The 18,402-nt window shown below is 64.7% G+C and carries 11 protein-coding genes; 6 read left to right on the top strand and 5 right to left on the bottom strand.

Annotated elements, in window-relative coordinates; translation table 11 throughout:
• Positions 1–63: 63 nt before the first annotated feature.
• Complete coding sequence (locus ACOOE2_RS16985) at positions 64–3,849, bottom strand: beta strand repeat-containing protein (RefSeq protein WP_420384164.1); 3,786 nt, start codon at positions 3,847–3,849, stop codon at positions 64–66.
• Between the two features lie 204 nt (positions 3,850–4,053).
• Between ACOOE2_RS16985 and ACOOE2_RS16990 the strand changes: the two genes are divergently transcribed.
• From ACOOE2_RS16990 to ACOOE2_RS17000, 3 genes are all read left to right on the top strand, one after another.
• A complete protein-coding gene (locus ACOOE2_RS16990; protein ID WP_420384165.1) occupies positions 4,054–5,325 on the top strand; it encodes a Gfo/Idh/MocA family protein in 1,272 nt (423 codons plus the stop codon).
• Positions 5,326–5,488: 163 nt separating this feature from the next.
• Positions 5,489–6,931 (top strand): Si-specific NAD(P)(+) transhydrogenase, encoded by a 1,443-nt coding sequence (sthA, locus tag ACOOE2_RS16995; protein ID WP_420384166.1) that lies wholly within the window; start codon positions 5,489–5,491, stop codon positions 6,929–6,931.
• Positions 6,932–7,014: 83 nt separating this feature from the next.
• On the top strand, positions 7,015–8,325 hold the full coding sequence (locus tag ACOOE2_RS17000) for an NAD(P)/FAD-dependent oxidoreductase (protein WP_420384167.1): 1,311 nt from the start codon (positions 7,015–7,017) through the stop codon (positions 8,323–8,325).
• Here the strand turns inward: ACOOE2_RS17000 and ACOOE2_RS17005 are convergent.
• Genes ACOOE2_RS17005 through ACOOE2_RS17020 form a run of 4 tightly spaced genes read right to left on the bottom strand, consistent with a single transcriptional unit; the run spans position 8,300 to position 13,849 of the window.
• Positions 8,300–9,226, bottom strand: coding sequence for a DUF4886 domain-containing protein (locus ACOOE2_RS17005; RefSeq protein ID WP_420384168.1), 927 nt, complete (start codon positions 9,224–9,226; stop codon positions 8,300–8,302). The two genes, ACOOE2_RS17000 and ACOOE2_RS17005, sit on opposite strands and share 26 nt — an antisense overlap.
• A 14-nt stretch (positions 9,227–9,240) precedes the next feature.
• Positions 9,241–9,861, bottom strand: coding sequence for a cysteine hydrolase family protein (locus tag ACOOE2_RS17010; RefSeq protein ID WP_420384169.1), 621 nt, complete (start codon positions 9,859–9,861; stop codon positions 9,241–9,243).
• Positions 9,861–11,879 carry a S9 family peptidase gene (locus ACOOE2_RS17015; protein ID WP_420384170.1) on the bottom strand — a complete coding sequence of 673 codons (2,019 nt, stop codon included), beginning with the start codon at positions 11,877–11,879 and terminating at the stop codon, positions 9,861–9,863. The genes ACOOE2_RS17010 and ACOOE2_RS17015 overlap by 1 nt, the downstream gene beginning before the upstream one ends.
• On the bottom strand, positions 11,876–13,849 hold the full coding sequence (locus ACOOE2_RS17020; protein WP_420384171.1) for a glycoside hydrolase family 97 protein: 1,974 nt from the start codon (positions 13,847–13,849) through the stop codon (positions 11,876–11,878). The genes ACOOE2_RS17015 and ACOOE2_RS17020 overlap by 4 nt, the downstream gene beginning before the upstream one ends.
• A 175-nt stretch (positions 13,850–14,024) precedes the next feature.
• Here ACOOE2_RS17020 and ACOOE2_RS17025 point away from each other — a divergent pair, with 175 nt between their 5' ends.
• The 3 genes from ACOOE2_RS17025 (at position 14,025) to ACOOE2_RS17035 (ending at position 18,385) form a co-directional block, all read left to right on the top strand.
• Positions 14,025–16,184 carry a beta-glucosidase gene (locus ACOOE2_RS17025; RefSeq protein WP_420384634.1) on the top strand — a complete coding sequence of 720 codons (2,160 nt, stop codon included), beginning with the start codon at positions 14,025–14,027 and terminating at the stop codon, positions 16,182–16,184.
• Positions 16,185–16,301: 117 nt separating this feature from the next.
• Complete coding sequence (locus ACOOE2_RS17030) at positions 16,302–17,672, top strand: hypothetical protein (RefSeq protein ID WP_420384172.1); 1,371 nt, start codon at positions 16,302–16,304, stop codon at positions 17,670–17,672.
• Positions 17,669–18,385, top strand: coding sequence for a 5-deoxy-glucuronate isomerase (locus tag ACOOE2_RS17035; protein WP_420384173.1), 717 nt, complete (start codon positions 17,669–17,671; stop codon positions 18,383–18,385). The genes ACOOE2_RS17030 and ACOOE2_RS17035 overlap by 4 nt, the downstream gene beginning before the upstream one ends.
• Positions 18,386–18,402: the final 17 nt, after the last annotated feature.

Genomic DNA, 18,402 nt, shown 5'->3' on the forward strand with positions numbered 1-18,402 from the left:
TGATACTGCCTCATTTCGCGAACGGCGCCAATCGTGTCCGACGGTTCGTCTAGTCAGTTCAGATCAAAAGGCAAGGCGCAGGCCGGCGCGGCCGCCAAAACCCGTTTCTACCATCTGGCCATTGTCGCCCGAACCAAACGTATGCTTGTAGTTGGCTTCGAAAAATCCGCTCATCCTGTTGTTCGAGCTGATGTTCACACCCGCCACACCTTCGCCATAGTCACGCGCTTTCAGGCCATAGACAGTGTAGGCGCCGCCGGTATTGGCGAACGTGACTTCACTGGTGCCCTGGAAATCATGCACGTAGTTGCCGCCGGCATAGAACGCCACTTTGCCGTTGGCGATGCCGGTATTGCCACCGATACGGCCACCCAGCTTGCCCTGGAACCCGTTGCGCGTGCTGAAATCGACGCTGGTGCCCTGGAATGCAAACGGATTGAGCGCCACGCGGATATACGACAATTGCGCCACTGGTTCGAGGAAGAAGGCATTTCCACCGACCCGGATGCCCAACTCGCCGCGTGCACCATACGAATGACCGTGCGTGCGGAAGTCGAAGCCGGTGTTGATGCTGCTCGGATTGATCCAGTAATAGTCGTATTTGCCGAGGGCGGTTGCAAAGATATTGCCCTGGGTCACGCTGGCATAAACACCACCGTTGACCGCGTTAAACCGGGTACTGTCGGCGCGGCTGCCAAGGTTGAGGTTCGAATTGATGTAACCGCCGGTCACACCCAACGAATAGCCCCCGCGTGACGAAACGCCGCCGCTGACATCCAGGCCCAGTTGGCCACCGAAATAATCCTGCTGATAGCCGGTATCGGTGGTGTTGGTCTGTCCTGCGACGCCGAAGTTGCGGTTGCCATGCACGTTGTCGACCGAGCCTGCCATGGTCACCCAGAACCTGCCCGATGGCGCGGTTCCGCCCATGTTCCACAAAGTGTCACGCTTTGATTGCAACTGCGCCGACACTGCGTCTGCCGACTTGTACCACAGATTGCGCTCTGCGGTCTGGTAGCTGAGCAGGTTGTAGGCAGAATCGCTTGGCGTGGCGATCAGCGCGTACGTAAAGGTGGCCGGATTGTAGACCACGCCATAGCGCACAAGGCCATAATTCTGCGTCGTCGGCGATACCGCGAATGCGGTTGCCGATGAAGCAGCACCGGCCTGGACGATCGTCGTGCCAGGGTTGAACACGGGGGTCGAACCGGGTGCCAGCGCAATCAGCACGTTGGTCGAACCGGTGGCCGTGCCACCGATGTTCAAACGGTCGACCGCAACACCGGGAGCAAGATCGATCCCGAGCGCAGCCTTTCCGCTGCCGACATAATTGCCGGACAGGGTCAGGACATCGCCCGCCACGCCATTGCGCATTTCGATCAGGCCCGAGTTGTTGAACGTGCCAAGCCCGCCGAACGTCACCACCGAAGGCAGCTGGCCGGTTGCCGCAATCGCCAACAGGCCGGCGTTGTTGAACGTACCGGTGCCGCCAAAGAGGCTGGTGCCGGTGGCGTTGAACGTGCCCGAGTTGTTGACGACGTTCCCGGCACCGAGCAACGACACTGCGCCGTTGATGGTACCGGTGTTGTTCACCACAGCCGGTCCGCCGGTTGCGGCAAGCGCGTATCCGGTGCCCGACAGGGTGCCGGCATTGTTGACGGTTGTACCCAGAGGCGCAACAATCGTAACGCCATTGACCCCGCCCGAAATGCTGGAGCCTGCCGCCGTGGTCAATGTTGCCACGGTGGCGCCGGTGATATCGACACCGTCGCTGGTGGTCGATTTGACCGCGCCGCCCGTCAGATTGACATTGGCATCGGTCGTGAGCGACGTAGCGATGATTGCGGCAGCGTTATTTGCGCTCGCCGCGCCGCTGGTCACATTGACCGCACCTGATCCCGTCGCGTTGATCGCATTGCCACCAAGTCCGGTAACCGTGGTGGTGCCCGCATCGACAGCGACCGGTCCAGCCAGGCTGGTTGCGATAATCCCGCTCGAATTGGCTCCGGCGGTGTTGACCGTGCCGGTCGTGACCGTCACCGCACCGTTGCCCATGGCAACGACGCCATTGGACGTTGCGCCCGTTGTAGCGATCGAGCCGGCATTGACACCGACGGTGCCCGTAGCGGATGTCGCGTCGATACCGTCACTGGCCATGCCCGCGGTCGAAACCGACTTGATGGCAACACCAACAGGCCCGGTCGCGCTGGTTACGTAAATGGCCGGAGAGAGATCGCCGGTGGTGGTCACCGTGCCTGCGCTTATGCCGGACACTGTGGCCGATGTCAGGCCGTTTACATAAATGCCACGGCTGTTCATGCCGGTTGCCGAAATCGTTCCGACATCGGCAACATCGGCCGCACCGGTCGTTGAGACCGCGGTGACCGCGTCGGCGTTGGCACCGCTGGTCGATGCGGTGCCATTGACCACGACATGGGCGTCACCACCGATCGCATTGGCAGCGATCGCATTCGCCGCTGCGCCTGATGCCTGGGCATTCTGCACCGTGACCGACGCCGTGCCGTTGGTTGCATTCGCAGTGACGGCCGTGCCGCTATAAGGCAGGCCGTTGTATTGCGCGGTGCCCGATGTTGCGGCCGTTCCGCTGACGACAACTGTGGCATTCGCGCCCTGCGCCAGAACCGCGTTGCCATTGGTCAGGGTATCGGCGGGGTTGTATGCGACGGTCGACACGTTGGTGGCCGTGATCGAGGCGTTGCCGGTGCCGGACATCGCGATCAGGCCGAAGCTGCCCCGCCCGTTGACAATGACATTGCCCGTGGTGGTGATCGACGCATTGCCGACATCGGACGAAGCATAGGCCGCGGTATTGGCAGTGCCCGTGGCCGTGATGGCATTGGCCGCGATCGTGGCATTGCCGCCGGTCGATGTGGCCTGCAGCCCGGTGCCGAATGTGCCCCCGACCGCGACGTTGTTGGCAGTGATGTTGGCGCCGCCGGCGCCGGCCGTTGCGACCACACCATTGTTGGCGAAGGTACCTGCCATTGTCACGTTCTGGACCTGGACATTGGCCGCGCCGTTCAGCGCGCTGGCGTAAACGCCGCTGACCTGGTTGCCCGCGATCGCTGTCGCGCCCGTCACGTTGACGTTGACATTGCCGGTGGTGCTCGTCGCCGAAACGCCGTTGCTGGCGCCAAGCGTCGTGATCGCGCCGGTCGTGACATTGACATCGCCGCCGCCCGTCGCGGTCAGCGCAGCTGCGCCGTCAGCCGCGGTGCTGAGTGCGCCGGTGTTGACCGTGACCGCGCCGGTGCCCGTCGCGGTCGCCGAAACGGCGGCGCTGCTCGGCAGGAAGAAGAATGCGCTGGCGGCGGTGCCGTTGGTGGTCACATTGCCGGCGTTGACAGTCACATTCTGGTTGAGGCCGCCTGTTGCGATGATCCCGCCCGACAGCGCGCCCGAGGTGGTGACGTTGCCGACATTCACCGACGTGGCGCCGGTTCCGCCCGATACAACGACACCATTGCTGCCATCACCGGTCGTCGTGACGGTGGCTGCGCCGGCCAGCGTCGATGCGCCTGCACCGGTGATGCTGATACCGTTGGTGGCAGGCGCAGTCGTCGCGACCGTCACGCCCGCAGGAGCGTTAACGGTGATGTCGCCGGGCGAGACATATGTAATGCCCGCAGGATAATTGCCGGCCGATGGTGCGCAAGTCACGGTACCGCCGGCAACCGCGCCACATTCGTTTGCGGCAAAAGCCGACGTGCCCCACGTTCCTGCACAAAGCGCGGCGACCGCGCATCCCATCCGATATGTTTTGCCGCGACGCCCGCTGGCTGATGCACGCAAGGATTTGTAGCCGGAAACCGGCGATTTTTCAGACATTTGCATTATTCGCTCCCGAGTTACTCAGGAGACAAAAGTCGCAATTTGCATCGACGTTCCATGAACGAACAAACAAATACACCACTGTTGCAAGGATGCCGCAGGGGCCCGCTTCAGGCGGTCTGAACCGAGCGCCAAGGCCGCGTTCGGCCGGAACCTTTGCAATCCCATCGCATTTTTGGTTGGGGTCAAAGGAGACAGTCCATGATCGACAAAACAGCCGTTTCGCGGCGGATAGCACTGGCGTCGATCGGGGCGGGTGCTGCCGGTGCAGGCGTGTCCGCAATGGCGCAAGGGCGGCCGCCGGTCGATCTGGGCACGGTCCTGAACGGCAAGGTCCTGTTTCCGCCGCCGGCCGCCAGCAGCGAAGTGCAGCCGTCACCGCCGCGCAACGCCGATGCGCCAACCCAGCGCGTGGGGTTTGCCATCGTCGGGCTGGGCAAGCTGGCGCTCGAACAGGTCATGCCTGCCTTTGCCCAGGCGAAACATGCGCGGCCCGTGGCGCTGGTCAGCGGATCGCCCGACAAGATGCAGGCGATTGCCGCGCAATACGGCATCGCGGCGGATGCCTGCTATAGCTATGCCGATATGGCGAAGCTGCGCGACAATCCGGCAGTGCAGGTCGTCTACGTGATCACGCCCAATGCGTTGCACCGGCAGCATGTCGTGGCTGCGGCCCGCGCGGGCAAGCATGTGCTGTGTGAAAAACCGATGGCCCCATCGCTGGCGGATTGCCATGCGATGATCGAGGCCTGCCGCGCCGCCGGTGTCAAACTGATGATCGCCTACCGCATGCAATATCAGCCGCATGCGCGCGAAGCGATCCGCCTGGCGCGCAGCGGCGCGCTCGGCGCGGTCACTCTGATGGACATGATCAACAACCAGAACCAGGGCGATCCCGCACAATGGCGCCAGATCAAGGCGCTGGCGGGCGGCGGATCGCTGCCTGATGTCGGGTTGTACTGCCTGAACACCGCGCGCGCGGTGCTGGGCGAGGAACCGATCGAAGTCAGCGCGCAGATCTGGTCGCCCCCGGGCGATCCGCGCTTCCGCGAGGTCGAGGACAATGTCACGTTTTCATTGCGCTTTCCCTCGGGCGCGATCGCGAACTGCATGTCGAGCTATTCGACGCATCGGCTGGCACGCCTCACGCTGATGGGCAGCGATGCGTCGGCCACGATGGAGCACGCGTTCGATTACCAGGGCCAGACTTTGCGCGTGTCGCGCCTGACCGACGGCAAGGAACAGGCCGGTGAGATCGGCATCGAACCAAAAAACCAGTTCGCGCTCGAACTCGATCATATGGCGCAATGCGTCCGCCAGAACATCACGCCACGCACCCCCGGAGAAGAGGGCGCGCAGGATCAGCGCATCATGGAGGCCATCTACGAAGCGGCACGCACCGGGCAACGCGTGCGCCTGGCGCAGATGCCGGGCCTGGATCGTTTTCGGGGGCCTGAGCCGACCGCAGAATAGCCACCGGAATTCCCCCCTTGGCGTCGTCCCGGACGGGGCGACGAATGCCGGGTTATTCCGCTGCACCTTAACCCGCCACCGTCCATGACCGTTCTTTGACGTTCGACACGAACCCGCAACATGCCTCCTTCAGCATGCGCGCGACGTGCCAACCGGAGGGCCCATGCAGCACACTTACGATCTCGTCGTCATCGGCAGTGGCCCATCGGGTCGGCGCGGCGCGGTGCAGGCGGCAAAGCTGGGCAAATCGGTGCTGGTGGTCGAGAAAGGCCGCCGCGTCGGGGGCGTATCGGTCCACACCGGCACGATCCCGTCCAAGACCATCCGCGAAACCGTGCTCAACTTGTCCGGCTGGCGCGAACGCGGATTCTACGGCCGCAGCTACCGCGTCAAGCAGGACATCTCCGCCGAAGACCTGATGGGCCGGCTGCACAAGACGCTGGAGCACGAAGTCGAAGTGCTGGAACACCAGTTCCATCGCAACGGTGTCGACTGGATGCAGGGCACGGCGCGTTTTGCCGATCCGCATACGATCGAGGTCCACGGCCTTGACGGTGAAGTCCGCCGGATCACGGCGCGCAATATCCTGCTCGCCTGCGGCACGCGGCCGTTCCGTCCCGGTTCCGTGCCGTTCGACGGCCGCGTGGTGCTCGATGGCGACGAGATTCTCGACATTGAAAAACTGCCGCGCAGCCTGATCGTGATCGGTGCCGGCGTGATCGGAGTGGAATACGCGACGATCTTTTCCGCACTCGATGTCGCGGTCACACTGGTCGAGCCGCGCGAGACATTTCTCGATTTCATCGACCGCGAACTGATCGACGAATTCGTCCACGAACTGCGCGACCGCAATGTCGGGCTGCGGCTGGGCTCGGCGGTCGCCGAAATCGCGATCACCGGCGGCCGTGCGCATTGCCGGCTCGAAAACGGGCGGAGCGTGGTGGGCGACATGCTGCTGTATGCCGCCGGCCGCGTCGGCGCGGTGGATGCGCTTGCGCTCGATGCCGCAGGCCTGACTGCCGACCACCGCGGCCGGCTGACAGTGGACGCGCGCACGATGCAGACGTCGCAACCGCACATCTACGCCACCGGCGACGTCATCGGGTTCCCCAGCCTGGCCTCGACCTCGATGGAACAGGGCCGCCTTGCCGCGCTCCACGCGTTCGGCCACGAGCCGCCGCCGCCGCCCGAATTCTTTCCCTACGGTATCTATTCCGTCCCCGAAATCTCCGTCGTCGGCATGACCGAGGAAGACGTGCGCAAGCGTCACATCGCCTATGAAACCGGCATCGCCCGCTTCCGCGAAACCTCGCGCGGGCATATCATGGGGCTGGAAAGCGGCATGATGAAAATGCTGTTTTCGATCAAGACGCGCCGCCTGCTAGGCGTGCACATCATCGGCGAGGGCGCGACCGAACTGATCCACATCGGCCAGGCCGTGCTCAATTTGCGCGGCACGATCGATTATTTCATCCAGAACACATTCAATTACCCGACCCTGGCCGAAGCGTACAAGATCGCCAGTCTGGATGCGTGGAACAAGCTGCAGGCATCGGCGGAGATGCCGGCCCTCGGTTCGGGGGAGGCCCCGGCTGACGACCACTGAGGTGCGGCACGCCCAGTCGGTCCCGGTCTTGACCATATTCCGCCCGATGGGTAAATGTGATCGCAATGACGGCACCGCGATCCATGAGGCATGCCGGGCCTAGCGGCGAAGATATCGGCCGCTTTCCGCGCTCCTATTACGCCGATACCTGTGACGCGCCGGTCGACGCGGAGCCATTACACAGCGATGTGATCACAGATTTTTGCGTCATCGGCGGCGGCTTTACCGGTCTGGGCGCTGCGCTGGCGCTTGCCCGGATGGGCCGGAGTGTGCGCCTGGTCGAGATGGGACCGATCGGTTGGGGGGCATCGGGGCGCAACGGCGGCCAGATCCACGTGGGGTGGGAGCAGAGCCAGACCTGGTTCGAAAAAAAGCTCGGTCACGACACCGCACAGGCGCTGTGGCGCATGGCGCTCGCTGCCCGCACCCATCTCGACACCTTGTTCGATCTCGCACCCGATCGCTGCGACTTTCGCCCCGGACTTGTCTTTGCCGATCACCGGCCCGGGCATTTGGCCGCAACCCACGCGCATGTCAGGAATATGCGCGAGGTCTACGGCTACGGCAGCCTGACCCCGCTGTCGCGCGATGCGCTGCGCGGCATGCTGGACACTGCGGCGTATCACGGCGGCAGTTTCGATGCGCTGGGCGGGCATTGTCATCCGCTCAAACTGGCGCTGGCGATGGCAAGGGCGGCGCAGGCAGCCGGGGCCATGCTCCATGCGCACACGCCCTGTACCCATCTTGTCCCCGACCGTGCAGGTTGGCGCGTCACGACGCCGCATGGGGTGATCCATGCCGGCCAGGTGCTCGATGCGAGCGGCGCCTATGCGCGCGCGATGGTGCCGCAGACCGATGCCCATGTCCTGCCCGTAAACAGCTATATCGCCACGACCGAGCCGCTCGATCCTGCGCTGGCCGACAGTTTGATAGAGGGCGGCGCGGCGGTTTCCGATGCCCGCTTTGTGCCGTATTATTTTCGCCTGACGCCCGATCATCGCCTGCTGTTCGGCGGCGGTGAAAGCTATGGCTATCGCATGCCGCGCGATATCGCCGCGTTCGTGCGCCCGCATCTGGCGCGGGTGTTTCCGCAACTGGCGCATGTGCCGATCAGCCATGCCTGGGGCGGGTCGCTGGCGATTACGCCCAATCGGCTGCCGTTTGTCATGCAACCACAGCCCGGCCTTCATGCCGTCAACGGGTTTTCGGGGGTGGGTGTGGTGATGGCGCCATGGCTGGGTCAGGCGGTTGGACGCGCGATGGCGGGGGAGGCCAATGCGGCCCATGATCTCGTCCGTCGCATGCCGCATCCCCGCTTTCCCGGTGGTCCATGGCTGCGGTGGCCAACCCAAGCCCTGGCGATGTCCTTCATGGCGCTGCGCGATCGGCTTTGATCACCTTTGCGGGTATTCTACCCGAAGCGAGCAATTCCTCTGCTGCGACGCGTTCGATCGTCGCTACGATATCCGGCGAAAAGCCAAGCTCGAAACCGGCCTGTTCCGCCGCGCCGAGCGTGCGCGGATCACGCCCCGAAACAGTGCCGAAGATCACCAGCGCTTCGAGGTAATAGCCATAGGCGCTGGCATGGTATTGGTCGGTCGTCCACAGGTTCAGCTGACCGAACGCCACGCCGTCATACGGGTTCGGATCGGCGACCCCTTCGTCCATGGCCCGGTTCCAGGCCTGGCCCACGGGGATCGCGCCCTCGATCTCGGCATCCGTCCTGATGGCCAGCGCGTTGGCCGCCGCGATATCCCCGGCCATCGCCGTGATCGGCTTGCCATACCAGTGCCCGCCCGGCCGATAGGTCTGGTCGGCGCGCGACCACGTCGTGACCAGGTCGATCCTGGCGGCGGGGTTTTCCCGTTTGACCATCGCGGCAAGCCGGACAGCGGCGGCAACGTGTTCGGACGGATCCCCCGGATGCGCCTTGCTGAGCGTGCTGTAGCCCTGCAGGATGACGACGTCCCAACGCCCGGCCAGTCTGGCGCGCCGCTTGTCGTAGTGAAACTGCAGGTCCTCGCCGGGCGCCGTTTCCAGGCTGATCCGCCACGGCAGGCCCGCGTCTTTCGCAAACATCGCCACCAGCGCCGGCACGCCGCCGATCCCTTCGCCATTGAGATCGGTCACCAGCTCGGGCCGGTAGGCGCGGACCGGCGACAACGCGCCAAAGGTAAAGCTGTTGCCGACGAACAATACGGTTTGGGCAGGGCCTGCCTCAGGTGTCGCGCGGGCGGGCACAGCCAGGCCGAGCGCCGCTGCCAGCAGGCATGGCCATGCGATCTGCCTGTTCATGCGCGCCATCGCGGTTACTCGTTCCCCTGCTTGCGCACCAGAGCCGGCGCATCGCCATCGAGCAGGCCGAGCGCATCGGACATCTCCAGCGCGGTGGCAAATTCGCCGTGCAGGCTGGCCACCGCGAGGTTGTGGACCAGCTCGGCATCGTAATCGACGCCATCGAAACCGATCCTGTTCGACGTGGCGCAGGCATCGGGGATCAGGTAATTGTCATACCCCATGTTGCCCGCCATGCGCACCGTCGTTTCGACGCAGAAGTTGGTGAAATAGCCCACCTGGACCAGCCGGTGAATGCCTCTGCGCCGCAACTCCAGTTCGAGCGTGGTGCCGACAAAGGCGCTGTTTACATCCTTGGTGATCACCAGTTCATCGGCGCGCGGCGCAATGCCATCCAGAAATTCACCGCCTGGCGTGCCCAGCTTGAGCGGCGATACCGCCTGGCGCGAATTGTGCGCGGTGTAGATGACGGTGAGGCCCTTGCGGCGAAACGCATCGACCAGCGTGTGGATATGCCCTTCTGCGCCCGGATTGTTGCGCCGGCCGGTGGGTCCGCCCCAATGCTCTAGCGCATTGATGCCCTTTTGCGCATCGATCACCAGCAAGGCCGTGTTCGCGCCGAATTGTCCGATCATCATAGTCTCCCGTTCGATGGTGTGATGGGTGTTTCCCGGATCGTCGCTGGCGGGATATGGCTTTCGAACCACATCACCGACCGCGCGGCAAAGTCGATCGCCGCCGGCATGCCATGCACCCCGTGACCCTCTTGCGGATAGCGCACGACCACCGAAGTCACCCCGTTTTCCAGCAGCGCGTTGTGAAACTGCAAGGCTTCCTCGGGCGGGGTACAGCGATCGAGATCGCCGCACACCAGCATGGTCGGCGTGGTGCTGTGATGGGCGTACAGCAACGGGCTGCGGGTGTAATACGATCCCGACAGGTTTGTATAATGGTCCTGCAGGAACAGCGCGTCGAATTGCGGAATATTGCCGAGCAGATGATGGCTGACATGGTTGGTTGCAGGCCCGACCGAAATGGCCGCGCCAAACCGGCTGTCGCGCGTGGTCAGCCAGCACGTCATGAACCCGCCGTAGCTGAGCCCGGTCACGCCCAGCCGCGACCGGTCGGCGATGCCGGTATCGACAAGATGGTCGATACCCGACAGCAGATCGTCGGTATCGGCCCCGCCGACATCGCCGACCACGCGCGCGGCAAACGCCTGGCCACGCCCCGAACTGCCGCGCGGATTGGGCAGAAACAGCGCATAACCCCGGCGCAGCAGCATCAGCGCCGCGGCGGATCGCCCCAGCCACCACGGTCGCCAGTGCAGCACCGGCCCGCCATGCACTTCCAGGATCGTCGCATACGGCGGTGCGCCATGCGGCTTGAGCAGCCAGCCTTCGATCGGGAGGCCGTCGGGCGCCTGCCAGTGCACCGGGACCGCACCGGCGCATGCGTCGCTGGCTGCCAGGTCACCGCGCGCGGCCGGCGCCACCTGCAGCACGCCGCCGCGCACGGCCGCAATCCGGGGGCGATCGAGGAAGGTCTGGCAGACAAATGCAAAGTCATGCCGATCGTTCAGCGCGAGCACTGTGGCGGTGATCTGCGCCGTCGTCATTTCGGCACTTTGCCATAGTTCTCCGACCCGGTTTTCCCGGATGTTGATCGAAGACACGACAGTTTCAAGCCCGCGATGGCCCGCGATCAGCAAAGCCTCGTCCGATTGCCATGCGATGCAACTGGTATCGACGGCGCCCACCGGCAGCAGGTGGCATGTTCCTTCGTGCAGGTCGCACAACCGCAAGTCGCCCGCGACATACCCGCGATCGCTGCAGATGGCTTCGACAAAGGCCAGGTAGCGGCCCGAGGGGGACGATCGCGGCACGCCGATCTGGCTGACCGGTTGGTAGACAGGGGTGACGGCGCCGGTCGCCAGATCGATGGTGGAAAGCCCGGCGGCATACCATGCGCCCTCCCCCGGCTCTTGCGAGCCAATGACCGCGAGATGGTGGTTGCCGCACCACGTCGCCTCCCAGATATTTTCACCGCCCGATACGCATGACAAAGCGCCGGTGGCGCAATCGACGATCCACGCGCTGCGGCGCATGGCATCGGTCGGCCGGCCGATGACTTGCGGCATCCAGGCCGGGCCGTCGTCGGAAATTTCCACTGTCGTGTACGCGCCCTGCCCGCTCGACAGGTCTGCGCCATGCCCGGCAACGCCGAGCAGGATGCGGCGGCCATCGGGCGACCATTCGCAATATTCGACCCAGCCATCCACCTTGGGACCGGCTGTCACGCGCAACGATTGCGGGTCCAGATAATATAGCTGGAAATCGGAAGCGCGGTCGCGGTCCGATACAAAGGCGATCGTCGTGCGATCGGGGGAAATCCGCGCATGGCGGTCGCTATTCGGCCCATCGGTCAGGATCCGCATCGATCCATCGTCCAGATCGTGTTCGCAGATGCGCGTCACGGCCCGCTGGTCGAGATCGGCGACGATCGTTCCGGTGAACAACACCCATGCGCCGTCCGCCGATCGCTGAAGATCGGTGATATCGCTGACGAAATCCGTGCCGGGCCGGCTTGCCTGCTCGTAAATCAGCCGCGCTTCACCGAAAGCATCGCTCGTGCGGATATCGCGCTTCATCATCGGATGGCCTCGTTTTGCCGGGCTGGCGACAAATGCGCCGCATAGCCGCCCGCCTCGGCCATTCTGATCAAGAGCCGCTGGCCTTGCTGCACCCGCGCCGTCACGTGCCTCGCCTGATTGGGCAAGCGCGTGTCGGCATACCCATCGAGGTGCCAGGTGCCCGCGTGCAGCAATGCCAGGCGGACCGGAACCGTGCGCGCATGGCCGTCGGTCATCGCGCCAAGCCACCATGATGCGCCCCGGCGCCGCGCGATCACCACGTACCGGCCCGGCGCACCGGCAAGAACCCGCGTCTCGTCCCACGTTTCGGGGGTGCGCGCCACGAAATCGAACCCGGTCGCGCCGTCGTAATGCGCGGGCGTATCCGCCACCATCGGCAATTCGTTCTCCTGAACGATATACGTGGCCAGCGCCCGGGCGCGGGTGCCCATCACTTGCGGCGCGGTGTTGCGATTGTGAAACGCGGCGGGCGAAACCGCGTCGAACCCGCCCTCGTGCGTATCCATCGGCCCGGCCAGCATACGGGTAAACGGGATCGTCACCTCGTGCGCCGGCGTGCTGCCGGGATTGCCGTCGAACTTGTCGTATTCCGAGCCGCGCACCGCTTCGCGCGACAGCACATTGGGCCAGGTGCGGCTCTCTCCGGTCGGTTCCGACGTGCCGTGAAACACTACGGTCAGGTGGTGGTCGGCGGCCTTGCGCGCGATTTCGTCGGTCGATGCGATCATGTCCTGGTCGTTGCGATCCATGAAATCGACCATGACGCCGGCCACGCCCCATTTTTCCCAGCGATCGAATGCCGTATCCATCTGCCCGCGCAACACCTGCCAGTGGCACCAGACGCGCAAGGCCACGCCGCGCCGCCGCGCGCGGGCCAGGATCTCGTCCATGTCGATCCCGGCGCGCGCCCGCGTCAGATCCTGGACCGTGCCATCGGGCTGGATCGGCCCTGGATACCAGGCCTGATCCATGAACCCGTCAAGCGTGTGGAAAGGGATGCCGTGATCGCCATCGAAATCGATATAGGCATCCATGGTGGCGGTGTTCAGGCCCGGCGCAAACCCCTGCCCCGGCCAGACATAGTCGTTCCACCACGGAAAACTGGTCTTTCCCGGCCTGACCCACGACCAGTCGCGCCCGTCTGGTGGCGGATTGAGCAGCGTGACGAGACTGGATTCGATCAGCCGGCCGGGCGCGTCGCCCAGCATCACCACCCGCCAGGGCGAAACATGCGGGCCGGCGCCACCGGTGACCGCCACATCCGGCTGGCCGGGCCGGGGCGACAGCCGGCCGGAAAGCCCAGGAAGTCCGGTATTGCGCACCAGGTAGAGCCCTGCCCAATCATGCACGGCCGCTTCGGCGATTCCCACCCAGACCCCGTTGCGACGGGCCAGCAACGGCAGTGTCAGCAGCGCGCCATCGGGCGCTGCCTGCGCCAGCGGCCCCGCGCTGTAATACGGCTCATGCGACGAGACGAAGCCGCCGGCCGGACCGACCCATGCGCTTGCCGTTGCCGGCATGCCGAAACCGGCGTCTTCGGCCTGGATCGCAAAGGTGCCCGCAGTACGGAATTGCCAGCGATAGGCGACGCCATCGTCATAAGCGCGAATCACGAGCTCGAGCGAGTCCGGGCTGCCCGAAAACGCCACGGCCGCTTCGTTGTAGCGTTCGTGTGCAGTGCTGGCCTTGCCAAGCAGGCCGGTGACAACACCGTCGTGCGACCGGCGTGTTATCCGCGCGATTGCCAGCGCCGAGGGCCCGCTGTCGGCAAAGCGCAAGCCAATCGGCGCGCGATCGAGGACGGATTTGCCACGCCATGACACCGACCATCGCGCCACGCCGACGGGAGACAGCGTCATCGTCACCGCGGCGCGTCCACCGGGCGACGTAACGACGACCGCCGCAGCGACCGGAGACGCGCAGCAGACCGCTAAGATCACAGATAAGAATGCACGTGAAAACGTCGGCATGACAGCAACTGATCCTTGTCGCGCGCAACACGCCTCAGTTTAACAGGTATTGCAAGGGCCTGCGGATCAAAAATTACGCTGGACGTCATCCATTCGCCGTTTAATCCTGCCCAAGGGATCACAGCCAAGCCATTTGCTCGCCGTATCGCCATCCGTGGAGGTAAAGCCGATGACCATGTCCATCCGTCTGCTCGCGCTGGCAGGAACCTTGTGGATCGGGATCGCCGGTCAGGTGACCCTGGCCAGGACGGCGGACACGGCGGCGGACCCCGCCACCCGCGCCGCCGCGATCGTGCGCAAGATGACGCGTGCCGAAAAGCTGCAATATGTGCACGGCTATTTTCCGCCCTATCAAAAGCTGCGCCCGCCGCAGATGGCCAACGCGGCCGGCCATGTGCCCGGGGTGCCGCGGCTCGGCATTCCCGATTTGCGTGAAAGCGATGCAAGCCTGGGCGTGGCGAACAATGTCGAACAGAGGCCGGGCGATACCGCGACCGCACTGCCCGGCACGCTCGCGCTCGCGGCCACGTTCGACCCGGCCCTCGCGCGCAGCGCAGGCGCGATGATCGGCAGCGAGGCCCGCGCAAAAACCTTCAACGTGCTGCTCGCTGGCGGCGTCAACCTGACCCGCGATGCGTGGGGCGGCCGCAATTTCGAATATTTCGGCGAAGATCCGCTGCTGAGCGGAATCATGGCCGGCGCCGCGGTTGCCGGCGTCCAGTCCAACCACATCATTGCCACGGTCAAGCACTTCGCATTCAATGCCCAGGAAACGGGCCGCGATGTGCTGGACGCCCGGCTCGACACGCAAGCCTTGCAGGAAAGCGACCTGCTGGCATTCCGCATCGCGATCGAGGACGGCCAGCCAGGTTCGGTCATGTGCGCCTACAACAAGGTGAATGGCATTTACGCCTGCGAAAACCCGTGGTTGCTGACCGATGTCCTGCGCAACGAATGGCATTATCCCGGCTTTGTGATGTCCGACTGGGGCGCGGTGCATTCCACCGACCAGGCAGCACTCGGCGGGCTCGACCAAGAATCGGGGCAGGAGCTGGATGACCGGATCTATTTTGCCGATGCCCTTGGCGCATCGATCACGGCCGGGCGCGTGCCCGAACGCCGGCTCGACGACATGGTCACGCGCATACTGACAGCCGCAATCGCCAACGGCCTGGTTGACGATCCGGTCCCGGCGACGCCGCAGCCCATTGCCGCCGCCGCCGATGCGGCCGTGGCCCAGCGCGTCGCCGAACGCGGCATGGTCCTGCTGAAGAACACGCGCAATGTCCTGCCGCTAGCACGCAAGGCCCGGCATGTCGTGCTCATCGGCGGGCATGCCGATGTGGGCGTGCTGTCGGGCGGCGGGTCGTCGCAAGTCCGCTCGGTCGGCGGCATTCCGCTGGAGATCCCGCTGACCGAAGGCACCGCCATGTCGTTTGCGCGGGTCACCTGGCACGCCTCGTCGCCGCTGCGCGCACTACAGGCAGCCATGCCCGGCGTTACGATCGATTATGTCGACGGGCGCGATGTGCCAGCCGCAGCGGCCGCCGCTGCCAAGGCCGACGTGGCGATCGTATTCGCCACCCAATGGCGGACCGAGGCGCAGGATCTGCCAGGCCTGGCGTTGCCGGACAACCAGGACGCGCTGATCGGCGCGGTGGCCAAGGCCAATCCGGCCACGGTGGTCGTGCTGGAAACCGGGGGCGCGGTGCTGATGCCATGGCTCGACCGTGTCGCGGCGGTTGTTGCGGCCTGGTATCCAGGGCAGCGGGGCGGCGAAGCGCTGGCCCGGTTGCTGACCGGCGATATCGACTTTGCCGGCCGGCTGCCGCTGACGTTTCCGCGCAGCGCCGCGCAACTGCCCCGAACCGGTCCCGCCGACCCCGCGCGCCCGATCGCCTATCCCGAACGCGCCGATGTCGGGTATCGCTGGTTCGGACTGCGCCACGAAACGCCGCTGTTCCCGTTCGGGTACGGGCTGGGTTATGGCCGCGTGACCTGCGACGATGTCCGGTTTGCGGGCGGTGCCCATCCGCAAGTCAGCCTGACCCTGCGCAATACGGCAGCACGCGCGACGACTGCCGTTCCGCAATTGTATCTCGTCGGACCGGAACAGGCGCCCGCACGCCTGGTCGGCTGGCAGAGCACCGATCTGGCGCCGGGCGAAACCCGGCGGATCACGATCGCGGCCGATCCACGCCTGCTGCCACGCTACCGGCAGGGCCGCTGGTCGATCCTGCCGGGCGCGTACCGGCTCACGGTCGGTCTTGCCGCCGATGCGCCGATTGCCACAGGGTCCGTCACGATCACCGACGCTGCGCCATCGCCATCATAACCCAAGCGATTTGCAACGTTTGAACAAAATCGAGCAATTGCATGCTCATTCTTGCGCACACTGCGATCACAAGGTACACTCGGTTACATTAATCGTTCAAACCCAAGGAACAATCGCATGTCTCGGCAAAAGCTGGTGTTGATCGGGGCCGGAAGCACGGTTTTCACGCAACGCCTCGTCGCCGACATCATCCTTGCCGGCGAAGCCGACAAGTGGGAGCTGGCGCTGGTCGATATCGACCCGGTGACGCTCGATGCAGTTGAAAAACTGGTCGGCAAGATGATGCACGCCAAAGGCGCAGCCATCCCCGTGACCGCCACGACCGACCGCCGCACCGTGCTGGCAGGGGCCGCGTTCGTGGTCACGACGATTGCGGTCGGCGGCCGCATGGGCTGGCAGCGCGATATCGAAATTCCGCGCAAATACGGCATTTTTCAGCCCGTAGGCGATACCGCGCTGCCCGGCGGCATTTCGCGCGCGATGCGCATGATCCCGCAGATGATCGCCATTGCGCGCGATGTTGCGGATCTGTGCCCGGACGCTGTGTTCTTCAACTATTCGAACCCGATGACCGCGATCTGCCGCGCCATCCGCAAGGAAACGGGCGTGCCGGTGATCGGCCTGTGCCATGGCGTGCACCATGTCGAGGGCGTGATTGCCAAGTTCCTGGGAGTCGAGGACGGATCGATATCGTCGTTCGGGATCGGGCTGAACCACCTGACGTTCCTGACGCGGCTGTTCCACAACGGTGTCGATGCACGCCCGATGATCCACGCCAGATTGCGCGAGCAGAAGGCCGGGCTTGCCGCAGAGCTGGCGCAAAAGCAGGTGTGGCCCAATATCGTCGAAGGCCGGGCTCCGCGCTATGCCGACGATCCGTTTTCATGGGGCCTGTTCGAAAAACATTCGGTCTTTCCATGCGCGATGGATCGCCATGCCGTGGAATTCTTTCCCGAGCAGTTTCCCGGCGGCGCCTATTGCGGGCACTTGCTGGGGCGCGAGGCGTTCCCGATCGACGAGCGGATCGCGCTGGGCGACACCTGGTTTGCCGATATGCTGGCGATCGCCAATTCCGACGAGCCACTGCCCAAAGTCTATTACGAGAACGTGCCGGGCGAGAGCGAGCAATTGCTCGAGATCATCCACTCGCTCCAGCACGACCAGCGCAAGGTGTTTTCGGTCAACCTGCCCAACCAGGGCCAGGCGCCCTATCTGCCAGCCGATGCCATCGTGGAATGCAATGCAGTCGCGGTCGGCGGCGGGTTTGCCGCGGTCATTGCCGATCCGCTGCCGGCAGAGCTGATTGCAAAGCTGCAATCGCGCCTTGCTGCCATCGAGATCACAGTGGATGCCGCCCTGTCGGGCAGCCGCGATCTGATGCTCGAGGCGCTGCTTGCCGATGGCGCGATCGACGATGCGGACCAGGCCCGCGCGCTGCGCGACGATCTGATCGATGCGCATCGCGCGCATCTGCCGCAGTTCGCGTGAGCCTTACCGGCCCGATAATTGTCCGCCCGGATTTCACGCGGGCGATTGATCTGCCTGGCGCAGGGCCGTGCCCGCGCCCGGTCGATATCGATCGCGCCGTTACCGGGTTCGAACATCTGGTCGCGCTGCGCGTCTATTCGTTTGCGCAAGGGGTGACGATCGACGGCGAGGCCGAAGACGACGAGGTGTTCATCGTCGCGATGCGCGGTGAAACCAGCATCACGATCTCGCGCGATGGTATCGCCGGCGCCGCCGTTCATCTGCGGCAGGGCAAAGGATCGCGCGCAGCCTATATGCCGCCGCATGCGGCGTACCGGCTAACCGCCGTGACGGACTGCGACATCGCCTATGCGCGCGCGCAACCGACCGGGACCGCATTTGCTGCCGCCTGCGACTTTGCGGCGCAAGAGGGCGCGCTGGATATCGCAGGGCATGCGACCGGCATGGATCTGGCGCTGTTCGCCATTCATGCAGGGAACGACAGTGGGCTGGACCGGCACGGTGCCGGGGCCGAGCGGATCATGCACTTGCGTGCCGACGGCGCAATCACTGTGACTCTGGGGGGCGAAACGCTTCAGGATTGGGGTTCGGCTGCGATCGGCAAGGACGACAGGCCGACCATGACTGTTCAGGCGGGATCGGGGGAAATCCTGCTTGTTACAGCGGCCATGGGCCGGGTGCCGGTATCACGGGGACCAATCGAGACAGCATAATGGGGCGCGCATCGCCG

Origin of the sequence: Novosphingobium sp., from assembly GCF_965214355.1 — a bacterium.
GTDB lineage: Bacteria > Pseudomonadota > Alphaproteobacteria > Sphingomonadales > Sphingomonadaceae > Novosphingobium.